The following is a 13,466-nucleotide window of genomic DNA, read 5'->3' as shown; positions in this document are numbered from 1 at the left end:
GAATAGCGTGCTCCGCTGCAGAAGCTCGCTGGACTAGTATGGCGGTCCAGATGATCTGTTCCGGTTCGGCGGGATGATCCGGTTGGCATCCGGACTGGTACGACGGAATTCACCGACGCACTAAGGTGGGTTGACATGGGATATGACGTCGCCCGGGTGCGTGGACTGCACCCGTCGCTTGGCGATGGTTGGGTGCATATGGACGCCCAGAACGGCATGCTGCTACCGGACTCCGTCAGCCGTGCTGTCTCCACTGCCTTCCGCGGTTCGATGCCCAGCACAGCCGGCCCGCACCCGTCTGCCCGGCGCAGCGCCGCGGTGCTCGACGCCGCACGCCGGGCGGTTGCGGATCTGGTCAACGCCGATCCGGCCGGGGTGGTGTTGGGTGCCGACCGCGCGGTGTTGCTGATGTCGCTCGCCGATGCTGCGTCGGCCCGTGTCGGACTGGGCTGCGAGGTGGTGGTGACGCGCCTGGACGATGAGGCGAATATCGCCCCATGGCTGCGCGCCGCGGACCGCTACGGCGCCAATGTGAAGTGGGCTGAGGTGGACATCGAGACCGGTGAGCTGCCGATCTGGCAATGGGAAGCCCTGGTGGCACGGCCCACTCGGCTGCTGGCGGTTACCTCCGCGTCTTCGATCTTGGGAACGGTCACCGAGCTGCGCGAGGTCACCAAATTGGTGCACGACGTAGGTGGACTCGTTGTCGTCGACCACTCGGCTGCCGCCCCCTACCGGCTGATCGACATCAATGAGATCGATGCCGATGTGGTCGCGGTCAACGCCGTCGCGTGGGGTGGCCCGCCGGTCGGTGCTCTGGTCTTCCGCGACCCGTCAGTCATCGACGCATTCGGGCCGGTGTCGTTGGATCCCAATGCCACCGGCCCAGCCCGCCTAGAGCTCGGTGCCCACCAGTTCGGGATGCTCGGCGGCATGGTCGCGAGCATCGAATACCTTGCGAATCTGGACGATTCGGCGCAGGGAACCCGCCGTGAGCGGCTTTCGCTCTCGATGCAGTCGTCGGCGGCCTACATGAGCGGACTGTTCGATTACCTTCTGGCGTCGTTGCGTTCGTTGTCGACGGTGATGGTGATCGGTAGCCCGGAAGAACGCATCCCGGTGCTGACCTTCGCGATCGAAAACGTGCCCGCCGAGCGTGTGGTGCAGCGACTGGCCGACAACGGCGTCTTGACGATAGCGAACGCGAGCTCGCGCGTGCTGGACTTGATCGGCGTCACCGACATCGGTGGGGCGGTGACGGTCGGTCTGTCGCACTACAGCACCGCCGCCGAGGTCGACCAGCTGGTGCGGGCGCTCGCGTCGCTCGGCTGAGGCCAGGCTCAGCCTCAGTGGTCAACGCGCAGTAGCACTTTGCCAGACACATCGCCCGATGCGAGCAGCTCATGGGCGGCTTGGGCCTCGGCCATCGGGAACTCTGCGCCGATCACCGGCCGTACCATGCCGTCAGCCACCATCGGCCAGACATCATCGACCACCCTTGCGACGATGTCGCTCTTGCCGCCGGGGCCTTCCACTGGTCGGGATCGAAGCGCGGTCGCGAGTACGCCGGCGCGTTTGGCGAGCAGCTTGCCGATATTGAGCTCTGCCTTCGCGCCGCCTTGCATGCCGATGATGACCAACCGGCCGTCGGTGGCGAGCGCATCGACGTTGCGGTCGAGGTAGGCCGCGCCGATGATATCGAGGATGACGTCAGCTCCTCCGGCGCCGCGCACAACCTCGACGAAGTCCTCATTGCGGTAGTCGATGTTGATCTCGGCACCCAACTCGGCGCAGAGGTCCAGCTTGTTGCGAGAGCCCGCAGTGACGGCGACCCGGCAGTTCAAGGCGCGGGCCACCTGGATGGCGTGGGTGCCGATGCCGCTGGCGCCGCCGTGGATGAGAAGCAGCTGCGACGCGCGCAGGCCGGCGGTCATCACCAGGTTCGACCACACGGTGCAGGCGACCTCTGGCAGCGCCGCGGCGTGTGGCAGCGCGACGCCACTGGGTCGGGGCAGAACCTGGCCCGCGGGAACGGTCACGTATTCCGCGTAGCCACCGCCGGCGAGTAAAGCGCAGACCTCTTGCCCCGGGGACCACCCTGTGACGTGCGCACCGATGGCCATGATCGTTCCCGAGATTTCCAGGCCGATGGTCTCGCTGGCGCCAGGTGGGGGTGGGTATTTTCCTGCGGCTTGCAGCAGGTCCGCGCGGTTGACCCCCGCGGCGACGACCTTGATGAGGACTTCGCCGGCTGCGGGCGCGACGTCCGGGACGGGTTGCCAGACGAGTCGGTCGGGAGATTCGGCCACGATCGCGAGCATTCACGCAACGCTACTACGCTGCGGAAACACAAGTTGGTCGACTAACCCAACCGCGGTGCTCTTCTGTGATCTGCAGATGGCGGGGACCATCGGGGGCCGCACGGCGAGCGATCCTCTAGCTCTGGACGTTGCTGAACAACGCGGCGGTGGGGGAGAACTGCAGATGGATCAGCGCCGGCCTGAAGTCCAACGCGCCGTCGCCCGGGAGAGCGCGCGTTTAGACTATCCCGCGGTGGCGTGGCAGAGCGGCCTAATGCACTCGCCTTGAAAGCGAGAGTCGGCTAAAACCGACCGGGGGTTCAAATCCCTCCGCCACCGCAGTTCACTGCGATTTCCGGGTCCGCCCGGTAGGAGCCGAAAACCCTCGATGTGACACAAGCTGACACATGAGCCCGACCATGTGACGAGTGCGGTGGGCCGCAGTCGAGCTGATGCGGACCGCGCTCTCCGTGTTGGGGCCGCCGAGATCGTTGCCAACGGCCAACGAACTCTTGACGAAGATCTCGACACATTCTTTGTCGTCACCGACGAAGTGATCGATGTTACTGAAACTATCGGAACAGATTTGCTGCGTTCCTTCGACGCTATCTATCGTGCCTGCGCTGCCCAAACCGCTGACGAGCTCACCGCGGTGGTGACCTACGACCACCGCTCATCGAGGGCTGCCGCGACCGGAGATGTAAGAGTCTTCGCAGATCGTCTCGCCGGAACAGCCCTCGATGGCTCTGTCCGTCAATTCTTCGAGGCGGCGGCGCAGTAAGGCGGCTTGCTCAACTGGCATCCGCCCTCCGCCACACCGTGGTTGGCGCTTCTGTTGCCTCGAAGCCTTCGGTTGCTGGTTGATGCTGGGCTGAAAAACCTGACCGGCTACCCTCCAACCAGCAGGACGCCAATCCAAGATGGAAAGCCCCGCCAAACCGGGGGAAGTTGGCGGGCGCAAGAGTTTGCGGGCGTAAGAACAATATCGCCCGTCGTCCGGTCGGTGAGTTCTGAGGCGGCCCGCTGGGACGTGGTTGCCCATTCCGGCCAGAACGCAGGAGGATTAACCGGTGACGGAAATGACCTACAGCACGATGGTGGCCATGACCCGGACGTTCTTACTGGCCACCGGAGCCCGCATCACCTACATGGGCGAGGAGAACATCCCGGATCGCGGCGGCGCCGTGCTCGCCATCAACCACACCAGCTATGTCGACTGGCTGGCGGCCGGGCTGGTTGCGCGTCGCCGGCGCCGTTGGCTGAGGTTCATGGTCAAGGCCGAGCTGCAGCGGGTGAAGTTGATCAATTTCGCGATCACGCACACCAAAACCATTCCGGTGGATCGCAGCGCCGGGGCCGACGCATACGCAATGGCGGTGCAGCGGTTACGCGATGGGGAATTGGTCGGGGTCTATCCGGAGGCAACGATCAGTCGCAGCTTCGAACTCCAGGATTTTAAGTTGGGGGCGGCCCGGATGGCCGCCCAGGCCGATGTTCCGATCGTTCCGGTGATTGTCTGGGGTACCCAGCGGATCTGGACCAAGGGCCAGCCAAAGAGTCTCGGCCCCAGAAAGGTGCCGGTCACCGTCGCGGTGGGTGCACCATTCCGGGCCGCCGAAGACGTCGCGCAGACCGATGCTGCGCTACGTGAGTCGATGGCCACACTGTTGCATGAGGCGCAAGAGCAATATCATCACCCAGCCGGCGCGTACTGGGTGCCGCGTCGACTGGGCGGCGGGGCACCGACTTTGGCCGAGGCGGTTCGGATTAACGCTGCCGAGGCCGCGGCTAGGGCCGCGGGGCATACCCCACTTCAGCAATAGGGCGTCGAGGTCTCACTTTTGAGCATTTGAGACGACCCTTTTCTGGTCTCGAATATGGTCGAGATCTTCTTGAAGTCACCCGGCCCTCTCGGCGGCCGCGTGTTCGATACCGCCATCTGTTTGCGAAGACCGCTCGGCAGGGCGTCGGCTCGCAATCGTGAAGCGGGGATTCAGTATCCGATGGAAATCACGAGCTCGTCTGCCGGTTCGGCGTTGTTGAGGATCAGTACCGAGCTTTGGTCGTTGACGTCGTCGTAGGGGAAGCCGTAGGCCAACCCCGCTATGCCGATGTCGTGGAAGAGCTTGGCGTAGGGGTTCCAGCGCTGCCCATCTGGATAGTAAGCCGCGACGTTGTTCCACTGGGCGGGCGTACTGGCTACACCCCGGTTGAGAGCGGCATCGAGCTCAGCGAGAAACAGGACCTGGAGGCCCGTGCCAGCGAAGGGGCCGTCAGCGGCAAAGACTTCCGCCGTCGTGGGCTTGGCCATTGTGTACCCCGATGGCGCGCCCCCGACGGGGGTCACGGTGTACTCGAACAGTTGAGAAGCGGCGTCGATGCCGCCGCTGACGGTATACCCCGGTCCGTTGTGGGTGAAGGGTTGGTTGGCGAAGGTCTCCCAGAAATCGTCGACCGGCTCATCGAGCCAGTCGGCCAATGCTCCCGGCTGCGTCGTCCGTGGAGACAAGATCCGCAGTGGGTTGCCCGAGACATCGTTGACAACCAGCGCCTGGAACGCCGCCGGCAGCGCCTGCTCGAAGTTGGCAAACACGTCGCTTCGAGTCACGTCAAGACCGCGGGTAGCCGAGAAGCCGCTGGCGGTCTGCACGAGGTTGAACTTGATCGGCAGGGCGAACATGTCGACCTGTGTCGTGTTGGCGCCGAAAGGAATATGGCCGTGGTCGTAGGTGAGCTCGAAATAGTCATAGACCGTGCCGTAGTTGGGGTCCAGTTGGTAGGTGGGGTCGGGCCCGGCCCAACTCCGATCATCGGCGCTGATGCCGATGAGAAGTGGCTGCCCCATCGAGATGTACATCCGGGTGCCTTGTATTTCAGGCGGAACCCGCAAGCTGTCCGCTTCACCGAGGGTGAAAGACATATTGGCGTAGTTCACCCCGTCCTTCTCAAGATGGCCCGGTGCGTCGGCGGCCGTGTGGTCCAGCGGATGAGCCACCCCGGCCGCGTCCACCCAGGACCAAGTGCCTGGCGGCGCCTGACCCAGGATGGTCACAAAGATCTCGTCGTCGAGGAAGGCCCCGCCGGTGTTGTTGACCACCGACACCGGGAATGAGCCGACCGGCGCCGACGAGGGCGGGGGCTCGGGGGCCGGTCTCGGCGAGGAATCGCTATCGACGTCGCTGTAGACGTAGCGGGTGCCCGCGCCGAAGTTGTCGAGGAAAAACGTTTCTACCGCCGCGTTGACCTCTACCCGGGAATCGCCCCATTCCGAGCCCCATCCATGTGCCGGCCAATCGGAATTGATGTAGGCCAGCGCCGAGACATCGTACTGCTCAACCACATCGTTCAAGCGGTCCAGGTATTCGATGAAGAGGTTCGGATCGCTCGCGGCCGGATTCTGCGCCGCCGACTCGGCAATGACGATTTGGTGGCCCTGTGTCTGAACAAAATCCATGGACAGGGCGAGGTTCGGGTCAATTCGTTGACCCGGCGCATTCGTGATTCCGTAGGCTTCCATGCCGACATCGTGGTTGAAGACCGAGAAACCAACCCAGTCAACATTTTCCGGTCCCGGATATAGCCACTGCGTGTCGTTCAATCCGCGCACGGGATGGTAGCCAAACTCGACGTTGGTCGCCTGCGATTCGATGCGATCGACGATGTGATTGTAGGCGTCGATGAAGGCCGTGCGGTCAAGTTCGGGGTAGGCATCAGGATTGTCGAACACATTGATTCCGGCGCTGGCCTTTTCGTTGAGCCAGTCGTTGACGTATTGATCGCCTTTGTAGGCGAAGAGGGGAATGCCGACCTCGTATCCCACTCGCAGCAGAAACTGTGTGTCGGGACGGGTGGCGATAGTTTGAGCGAAACTGTCGATTTGGTTATCCCACAGACCGTTTCGAATATCCACCAACGCTTCCCAGGTGGCATTCGAGTTGTAGTCGGCGGCGTTCGGATTGACCATCTGTCCGTATCCGCCGGCCTGAACGTTGTCCTTGAGGCTCAGAGCAACCATGGCGTAGTCACCTAGATCGTTCTCACGGACATAGTCCAAGAATTCGGCGTTGGGGCCATCGTCGCCCTGCTCGACAGTTCCCCAGTAGAAGGTGGCGTAGTGCGAGGAGCCGGCCGGAGTCAACCCCGTCCCCTCGATGAAGTCGCTGTACTCCTGCTCGAACGTCTGGCCGACGAGCATCAACGTTCGGCCGTCCGCCAAGGCGCCAAGCGGGGTGGGCGCCGCGCCGGGTTGTGGGCCGTCGACCATGGTCACGGTGAGCGTCACGGTGGCGGCATCGCTGTTGGCGGTGCCGTCGGAGGCGGTGTAGGTGAACTCATCGGTGCCGCTGAAGTCGGCATTCGGGGTGTAGGTGAACCAGCCGTTCGGGCTGAGGTCCACGCTGCCGTGGGCCGCGCCGGAGCCGAGCGTTGCGCTGAGCACGTCAGCGTCGATGTCGGTGTCGTTGGCCAACACGTCACCGACCACAGCGGTGTTCTCGGGGGTGCTGAAAGCGTCGTCGACAGCCACCGGCGCAGTGCCCGCAGTCGGCAGAACATGGTCGTCGCCATCTCGGCCATTGCGGGCCGGGCGGGTTACGACGGCACCGCCGATACCGCCTAGACCGCCAGTGTTGCCGGTACCGGCCAGACCACCAACCCCAGCCCTACCTGGTTCGCCGCCGGCACCGCCGGTACCGCCCTCGCGAGTGAGAGCATCGCCATCGGCGCCGTCACCGCCATCGCCCGGCGCCCCGGCATTGCCGCCGGCTCCGCCGTCACCACCAACGCCAACGATGCCGGCCCCGCCGAATACGCTGCTCGCGCCCGCACCGCCGGACCCGCCGACCCCACCGGCCGCACCGTCGCCGCCGGACCCGCCGTCCTCGCCGTCACCTCCTGCAGCGGTAGCGTCTGCGCCGTCCGCGCCGTTGCCGCCGTTGCCGCCGGCCCCCGCGCTGCCTCCTGCCCCACCGTTGCCGCCGCGGCCGAACCAGAAGCTGCCCGACCCACCGGCACCGCCGGCACCGCCATTGCCGCCGACAGTGCCGTTGGCACCCGATGCGCCAGGGGCGCCCCCCGCCATGCCGTGGGTACCGGCAGCGCCTGACCCGCCCGCGCCGCCGGACCCGCCGCTGCCACCGAAAAATCCAGCGCTACCGCCGTTCCCGCCGTCTCCGCCCGTGCCGCCGGGGGTGGTCGCCGCCGTACCGGTTCCACCGTCGCCGCCGTTGCCGAAGTACTGCCCGCCGTTGCCGCCGTTGCCCCCGTTGAAGCCGGCACCGCCATCGCCGAACCACCCGGCCGAGCCGCCATGGCAGGCCACGTTGCCCGTGCATGTGCTTGCATCCCAGCTGAATCCGTTGCCCCACAACAACCCAGCGTCGGGATGCTCGGCGGTACCGTCGCCAAACAACCAAAGAGCGTCATCCGCCGCGGGCGCGACGGCGGCCGAACCGGAAGGGTTCGGTGCCACCGACTGCGCTGCAGCCGTCGTGTCGGCCGGTGCGCCGGTGGCTTGACCATCGCCGACCTCGCGACGCGCGTAGGCTGCTGCGGCCCAATCAAGCGGGTCGGCCAGTGGGGCGGCCGGATTGTCACCAGAATCGCTGCCCTCCAGCGTGTTAGCCGTACCCGCAGCCTCAACCGGAACCACATCATCGGCGGTAGAAGGATCATCGGCGGCCGAAAGCCCAGCCAAACCGGAGCCGTCCACCTCTGGCGTTTCATCCGAGTCCTCGAGCGCCGAGTCGAAGGCATCCGGCCCAGCGGTATTCGGCGTGTCGGTATTCGGAATGTCGGTGGAAGCTTCGCTTCTCGAGGACGTAGTTCCGGTCCCGCTCGGCGAGCCCGAGTCGGTGGCGTCCGAGTCGTTGTCATCGGTGGAGGAACCGCCTGAAGACGAGTCACCCGAAGAGGAGTCCGCACTGGGCGCGTCCGCCCGCGACGAGGGGCCCGACGAACTCGAACTCGTCGTATCAGCGAAGGCGACCGCCGGCAGCGAGGCGATCGCCATGCCGACGCCCAACGCTACCGCGAGCGCGCCAACCCGCCCGACATGGCTGGAATAGCACGGATGACACCCAGACTGAAAGAACATCCGCCCATCACAGCAACACGCAGTGATCTAGTCCAACGGCTAATCGCGATCCATTTCATCTACTCAATTGATAACGTGGCAAACGTGGAACTGCGCCAGCTCGAGTACTTCATCGCCGTGGCCAGTGAGATGAACTTCTCCCGGGCTGCGCAACGGGTCCGAGTCGTCCAATCCGCGCTGTCCACATCGGTGGGCAAGCTGGAAAAAGAACTCGGCGTCGAACTGTTTGACCGATCCAGGCAGCAGATCACGATCACGCCTGCCGGCGAGCTGTTCCGTGAACATGCCCGCCGGGTGATCCATACCGCCCGTCTGGCGAAGGATGCGATCAGCGACTACCGCGGCCAGCTGTCGGGAATCGTCGAGTTCGGATCACTCATCTCCTTCAGCACCCTGGATGTGCCCGAAATCCTGGGGAATTTTCACCGCGACTACCCGCTTGTCCAGATCAGATTGAGGAACACCCTGCCTGGGCGCGCGGCGCATCTGACGGCGATCGCCGACGGTTCACTCGACCTGGCATTGGTATCAGCGCCGGATCGCTTCCCATCCAGTATCGAGATGCGGTTGCTGGCCAAGGAGCCGATGCTCTTCGTCTGCCGGCCCGACCATCGCCTGGCCGGGCGCGAACACATCGACATCGCCGAGTTGGCCGAGGAGGACCTCCTAGGTTTTCCCTCCGACGTCGGACTTCGGCGCGTTGTGGAGAATGCCTTCACCGCCTCGGGTATCACCCCCCGCACCCCCTATGAAGTTCCCGTCGACTTGTCCTTGGCGGCTCGCTTGGTGCGACATGGATTGGGCGGCATCTTCCTGCCCGCCAGCGAAACTGGTCGTTTTCAGGATCTGATTGCGGTGCCTGTCCTGCCGGTGGTGCATTGGACGATCTTCCTTGCCTGGGCCAGGCATGAACGGATGGGACCCGCCAGCGCCAAGTTCGCCGAGCTGCTACTCGCAGCAGCCGATAGCAACGTCCACGACGAGTGAAACCGCCTGGCGGCAAGGCGATGAACCGTACGTAAGTGCAAATCGCCCCGCGAATCGCACTACCCTGCTGAGGATTCCGAGGTTGAGTGGCGATTCGAACGCCTGAGGCACGCAACCGGAGCCGAGGCATCCTGACCAAAGAGCCTTGCTCGAGTGGCATCTCGCCATAGTCTTGGCCCACTGGCTTCGTCCGGTGCACGATCGTCGGGACAGGGAGATGTCGCATGACTGGACAAGCCGCGGAGGGTTCGCGAATCACCGATTCACTGATTCGTAGCGCGGGCATCGCCGGGATCGTCGGTGGCATCGCGGTTGCGCTCGCCTACCTGACGCATCCGAATTCGGCGCCTCCCGACACCGTTGCCAGCACAGGATGGATATGGATCCACGTCGGCTTCATGGTTTCGCTGGTCGCCGGCATATTCCTGTTGATCGCATTGCTCGGCGCCTACCTACGCACGGGCGGCGGATACGTCGGTTTCACCGGATTCGCGCTAGCCCTACTCAGCATGCTGTTCATCTTCGGCTTGGACTATTCCGAAGTTTTCATCTTCCCGACGCTTGCCGTCGAGTATCCGCAAGTTGTCGAACATTATGGCGACGGCACCTCGATGCCATCGGTGGCCTTCGCGTTTCCGGTGTCGGGTGTGCTCTTCGTCGTCGGATTCGTGCTCTTCGCATGGGCGCTCTACCGACAGTCAACCGTCGACTCGGGCGCCGCGATCGTCACGATTGTCGGCACCATCGTGTTCGGAATCGGGTTGAGCGGGTTGGTGCCGATGACGGTGGTCCGCGTTGGCGCGGTCATATTCGGAGCCGGTCTTGCCTGGCTCGGAGTCAGCCTGCTTCGTCGTTACCGATAGTGCCGCTTCTCAGTAGACGTGTGGAATGGCAGACGTAGGCACGGCCCACGCGCAACGGCGAATCTCAATGGCCGGCTATGTCGGTTCGGCAATCGAGTTTTACGACTTCTTCATCTATGGCACTGCCGCAGCCCTGGTGTTCCCCACGGTGTTCTTCCCTGACTTGGGTCGGGTGATGGCAACCACCGCGTCGCTGGGAGCCTTTGCGTCTGCATTTCTGGTACGTCCGGTCGGCGCCGCGGTCTTCGGGCATTTCGGTGACCGGATCGGTCGTAAACAAACCCTGGTCGTCACGCTCATCCTGATGGGCGTCGCCACCGTGGGCGTGGGTCTTATCCCGAGCACAGCGAGCATCGGAATGGCTGCGCCGCTGCTGTTGATCGGTCTGCGTCTGGTGCAGGGGTTCGCCGTCGGTGGGGAGTGGGCCGGCGCGGTGCTCTTGAGCGCCGAGCACGCGCCGGCGGACAGACGCGGTTTCTATGGCATGTTCACTCAACTGGGCCTCGGTACGGCGCTGGTGCTGTCCAACCTTGTCTTCCTGCTGGTGTATTCCGCGTTCGGTGGCGCGGGGTCGGCCTTCCTTCAATGGGGATGGCGCATCCCCTTCCTACTCAGCGCGGTGCTCATCGCTACCGCGCTGTATGTGCGGTTGCAGGTTCAGGAATCTCCGGTGTCGACCGGGAAAGCAGCGCCCACCCGCCCCGCAGGGCCACCGCTGGCCGCGGTGATTCGTCGGCAGGGCGGCCACGTGCTGTTGGCCGGGGGTGCGGCGATTTGCGCCCCGATGCTGGTCTTTCAGGCGGGAACGTTCTTCACCCACTACGCCGCGGTCCACATGGGCTACTCCTTGACCCTGGTGCTTCTGGTGGGCGTGGTGGGTGGGCTGTTCGCGATCGTGTTTGCGGCCGCCTCGGCGATCCTCAGCGATACGTACGGGCGGCGCCGCATCATCATGTGTGGCGTAGCCATCGCCGCACCGTGGGCATTTGCCGTCTTCCCGGTGATCGAAACCAACGACCACATGGTGTTCGGCGCTGCCATCGTGGCGACCTACGCCCTCGCCGGTTTTTGCATGGGCCCGCTTGCCGCCTTTGTGCCGGAGATCTTCGCCGCGCCGTACCGCTACACGGGGACGGCATTGTCGCAGACTACGGGCGCCATCGTCGGTGGTGCGCTGCCACCGGTGCTGTCGCCAACATTGTTCGCCTCATTCGGGGGTTGGGCAGTGGCTGCGATGATGGGCGGCCTGGCGCTGGTCAACCTTGTCTGCGTCGCCGCGCTGCCTGAGACCAACGGGCGGAGACTGCGCAGACGAGCTATTCCCCGGTGAAGTTCGGCTGCCGCTTCTCGAACATGGCGGTGATGCCCTCGGTCAAGTCCTTGGACGCCAGGAACGCGGAGTTCCACGCGGCGACGTAGCGCAGGCTGGCCGACACCGCAGCGGTGCGTTGCTCGTCGAGTACGTCCTTGATGCCGTTGACCACCAGCGGAGGGTTGGCGGCAATCTCGGCGGCCGTGGCGCGCGCGGCGACCAGCGAGGCCTCGGGGTCGGGGTAGACATCGTTGACCAGGCCGATCTTCTCGGCGCGGGCAGCGTCGATGTCCTTGCCCGTCAGCGCCAGTTCGCGCAGATGCCCGTCGGACACGATGAGCGGCAGCCGGGCCAGCGAGCCGACGTCGGCGACGATCGCGAGCTTGACCTCCCGCACCGAGAACTTCGCGTCGGCGCTCGCGTAGCGGATGTCGACGGCCGAGATCAGGTCGACGCCGCCGCCGATGCACCATCCGTGCACCGAAGCGACCGTCGGCGTGCGACAGTCCGCCACCGCGGTGATGGCCTGCTGCATGGTCGTGAGCTCAGCGTGGAACTCCGCGCGCGGTTTGGCCAGGGCACCGTCGGCGAGCATCGGCGACAGGGTGCCCCCCATCGCTGCGAGGTCGAGGCCGTAGCTGAAATTGCGGCCCGCCCCGGTCAGAACGATCGCCCGGACGTCGGGGTCGGCGTCCAGTTCGGCGAAGACCAATGGCAGTTCGGCCCAGAACGCCGGACCCATTGCGTTGCCCTTGCCCGGGCCGATCAACGTCACCTCGGCGACGCGGTCGGCGATGTCGACGGTGACCGATTCGTAGGAGCTGCCCATGGCTAAGGAGGCTAGCCACTCACCACGGCGCGCCGCCCATCAGGTCGGCGGCTAGCCGCCCATCAGGACGTCGCTCACCCGGGCGCTGGGGAGGAACTGGCAGGCCGCGTCCGCCAGGATCTGCCCGACGAACTCACCGTTGGGTCCCAGCGGGTTGTTTTCCTGGGCGAGGACCTCGCGGACCACCGCCACCCGAGTGGCCTCATCGAGTTCGTTGTATTCCGTGCATCTCATGGTCAGTGCGTTCGCCGGGGCGGGAACTTCAGGGATGTCGGTGTCACGCGTGGGCAGCGGGATGTTGGGGAGCGTGATCTCGGGCAGTCCCGGGATGGACGGGGCACGACTGTCGGGCGTCGGTGCGGAGGTCAACGGCGGGCCCGGCTGGGTCGTCTGCGCTACGGATCCCTCGGTGGTGCGCTGGCATGCCGTCGTCATACCGAGAACCACCCCGAAACCGATCAGGGTCGCCGCCGTCGCCCGTGCACGCGTCTTCATTCCCGCCACGATATGCCGCTAGACCCGTTCGAGATAGAAATAGAGGTAGCGGGGTGTTCCCGAGGTGGTGTCCAGTGCACCCTTGCCGTTCATGATCCCGATCACCGCGTTGCCGTCGACGACCTTGAAATGGTCGTGCACCGGCTTACCGTCGTAGACCATCGAGGCGACCATCTCGCCGCGGAACTCCTCCATCCACAGGCTGGCTTCGCCGTTCATCGCCTCGGTGTTGGAGAATCGATTGCCGTCGGCATCGATGCACACGAGCGGCTTCGCGTCGGTGGCGGAGTGAAACGTTTTGCCGAACCAATTCAGTTTTTTCATGAATCCATTGGCCATATGGCCGGTGTTGAATTCCCCGCCCTTCCACTCGCCGATCATGAAGTCAATGTCGGCAGGGGCCAGCGCGGCCCAGAACTCATCGAGCCGGCTCTCGGCGATCTGGCCGGTGCATCCCTTGAGCTCGGCGAACGTGCTCCGTGCAGTATCTGTTGGCGTCATCTTTGCGCTTCCTGTTCGGTGATCCAGCCGCTGGCGAATTCGAGAAATGCGTCGTTCTCATCGGGAGAGCCGGCGGTAACTCGCA

Annotated in this window: 12 protein-coding genes and 1 tRNA gene; 8 read left to right on the top strand and 5 right to left on the bottom strand. The window is 64.7% G+C overall.

Annotation, left to right across the window (positions count from 1 at the left end; translation table 11 throughout):
- Positions 1 to 135 precede the first annotated feature (135 nt).
- On the top strand, positions 136 to 1,332 hold the full coding sequence (locus ACPGXI_RS02370) for a cysteine desulfurase-like protein (protein WP_526649419.1): 1,197 nt from the start codon (positions 136 to 138) through the stop codon (positions 1,330 to 1,332).
- A 14-nt stretch (positions 1,333 to 1,346) separates the two neighbouring features.
- Here the strand turns inward: ACPGXI_RS02370 and ACPGXI_RS02365 are convergent, their stop codons facing one another.
- Positions 1,347 to 2,321 (bottom strand): NAD(P)H-quinone oxidoreductase, encoded by a 975-nt coding sequence (locus tag ACPGXI_RS02365; RefSeq protein WP_526649417.1) that lies wholly within the window; start codon positions 2,319 to 2,321, stop codon positions 1,347 to 1,349.
- Between the two features lie 231 nt (positions 2,322 to 2,552).
- On the opposite strand from ACPGXI_RS02365, the gene ACPGXI_RS02360 reads away from it, so the two are divergent.
- The 3 genes from ACPGXI_RS02360 to ACPGXI_RS02350 all read left to right on the top strand — a co-directional run bounded on the left by ACPGXI_RS02360 (position 2,553) and on the right by ACPGXI_RS02350 (position 4,123).
- Positions 2,553 to 2,639: transfer RNA gene (locus ACPGXI_RS02360), tRNA-Ser, on the top strand.
- 94 nt (positions 2,640 to 2,733) lie between these two features.
- On the top strand, positions 2,734 to 3,081 hold the full coding sequence (locus tag ACPGXI_RS02355) for a hypothetical protein (RefSeq protein WP_526649415.1): 348 nt from the start codon (positions 2,734 to 2,736) through the stop codon (positions 3,079 to 3,081).
- A gap of 289 nt (positions 3,082 to 3,370) precedes the next feature.
- Positions 3,371 to 4,123, top strand: a complete 753-nt coding sequence (locus ACPGXI_RS02350; RefSeq protein ID WP_526649413.1) for a lysophospholipid acyltransferase family protein — start codon at positions 3,371 to 3,373, stop codon at positions 4,121 to 4,123.
- Positions 4,124 to 4,293: 170 nt separating this feature from the next.
- Here ACPGXI_RS02350 and ACPGXI_RS02345 read toward each other — a convergent pair whose 3' ends face one another.
- Entirely contained in the window at positions 4,294 to 8,010 is a 3,717-nt protein-coding gene (locus ACPGXI_RS02345; protein ID WP_526649411.1) for a beta-1,3-glucanase family protein, read from the bottom strand.
- Between the two features lie 64 nt (positions 8,011 to 8,074).
- Between ACPGXI_RS02345 and ACPGXI_RS02340 the strand changes: the two genes are divergently transcribed.
- From ACPGXI_RS02340 to ACPGXI_RS02325, 4 genes are all read left to right on the top strand, one after another.
- Positions 8,075 to 8,365: a hypothetical protein gene (locus ACPGXI_RS02340; protein ID WP_526649409.1), complete on the top strand. Its 291-nt coding sequence runs from the start codon at positions 8,075 to 8,077 to the stop codon at positions 8,363 to 8,365.
- Between the two features lie 113 nt (positions 8,366 to 8,478).
- On the top strand, positions 8,479 to 9,381 hold the full coding sequence (locus tag ACPGXI_RS02335; RefSeq protein WP_526649407.1) for a LysR substrate-binding domain-containing protein: 903 nt from the start codon (positions 8,479 to 8,481) through the stop codon (positions 9,379 to 9,381).
- Between the two features lie 224 nt (positions 9,382 to 9,605).
- The gene (locus ACPGXI_RS02330) at positions 9,606 to 10,244 is read left to right on the top strand and encodes a hypothetical protein (RefSeq protein WP_526649405.1); all 639 of its coding nucleotides are present in this window, start codon (positions 9,606 to 9,608) and stop codon (positions 10,242 to 10,244) included.
- A 25-nt stretch (positions 10,245 to 10,269) separates the two neighbouring features.
- Entirely contained in the window at positions 10,270 to 11,574 is a 1,305-nt protein-coding gene (locus ACPGXI_RS02325; RefSeq protein ID WP_526649403.1) for an MFS transporter, read from the top strand.
- Here the strand turns inward: ACPGXI_RS02325 and ACPGXI_RS02320 are convergent.
- The 3 genes from ACPGXI_RS02320 to ACPGXI_RS02310 are packed head-to-tail and all read right to left on the bottom strand — an operon-like array spanning position 11,561 to position 13,381.
- Complete coding sequence (locus ACPGXI_RS02320) at positions 11,561 to 12,385, bottom strand: crotonase/enoyl-CoA hydratase family protein (protein ID WP_526649401.1); 825 nt, start codon at positions 12,383 to 12,385, stop codon at positions 11,561 to 11,563. The genes ACPGXI_RS02325 and ACPGXI_RS02320 overlap by 14 nt on opposite strands.
- A gap of 51 nt (positions 12,386 to 12,436) precedes the next feature.
- The gene (locus ACPGXI_RS02315) at positions 12,437 to 12,880 is read right to left on the bottom strand and encodes a hypothetical protein (protein ID WP_526649399.1); all 444 of its coding nucleotides are present in this window, start codon (positions 12,878 to 12,880) and stop codon (positions 12,437 to 12,439) included.
- An 18-nt stretch (positions 12,881 to 12,898) separates the two neighbouring features.
- Positions 12,899 to 13,381 carry a GXWXG domain-containing protein gene (locus tag ACPGXI_RS02310; protein ID WP_526649397.1) on the bottom strand — a complete coding sequence of 161 codons (483 nt, stop codon included), beginning with the start codon at positions 13,379 to 13,381 and terminating at the stop codon, positions 12,899 to 12,901.
- Positions 13,382 to 13,466: the final 85 nt, after the last annotated feature.

Origin of the sequence: Mycobacterium sp., from assembly GCF_049608025.1 — a bacterium.
Taxonomy (GTDB): Bacteria; Actinomycetota; Actinomycetes; order Mycobacteriales; family Mycobacteriaceae; genus Mycobacterium.
This window is presented reverse-complemented; position numbering and strand designations above follow the sequence as displayed.

What these genes read in the sequence shown, in the direction of transcription:
- ACPGXI_RS02370 (WP_526649419.1), top strand. Translation starts at nt 136, where the DNA reads ATGGGATATGACGTCGCCCGGGTGCGTGGACTGCACCCGTCGCTTGGC.
- ACPGXI_RS02365 (WP_526649417.1), bottom strand. Translation starts at nt 2,321, where the DNA reads ATGCTCGCGATCGTGGCCGAATCTCCCGACCGACTCGTCTGGCAACCC.
- ACPGXI_RS02330 (WP_526649405.1), top strand. Translation starts at nt 9,606, where the DNA reads ATGACTGGACAAGCCGCGGAGGGTTCGCGAATCACCGATTCACTGATT.
- ACPGXI_RS02325 (WP_526649403.1), top strand. Translation starts at nt 10,270, where the DNA reads ATGGCAGACGTAGGCACGGCCCACGCGCAACGGCGAATCTCAATGGCC.
- ACPGXI_RS02320 (WP_526649401.1), bottom strand. Translation starts at nt 12,385, where the DNA reads ATGGGCAGCTCCTACGAATCGGTCACCGTCGACATCGCCGACCGCGTC.
- ACPGXI_RS02315 (WP_526649399.1), bottom strand. Translation starts at nt 12,880, where the DNA reads ATGAAGACGCGTGCACGGGCGACGGCGGCGACCCTGATCGGTTTCGGG.
- ACPGXI_RS02310 (WP_526649397.1), bottom strand. Translation starts at nt 13,381, where the DNA reads ATGACGCCAACAGATACTGCACGGAGCACGTTCGCCGAGCTCAAGGGA.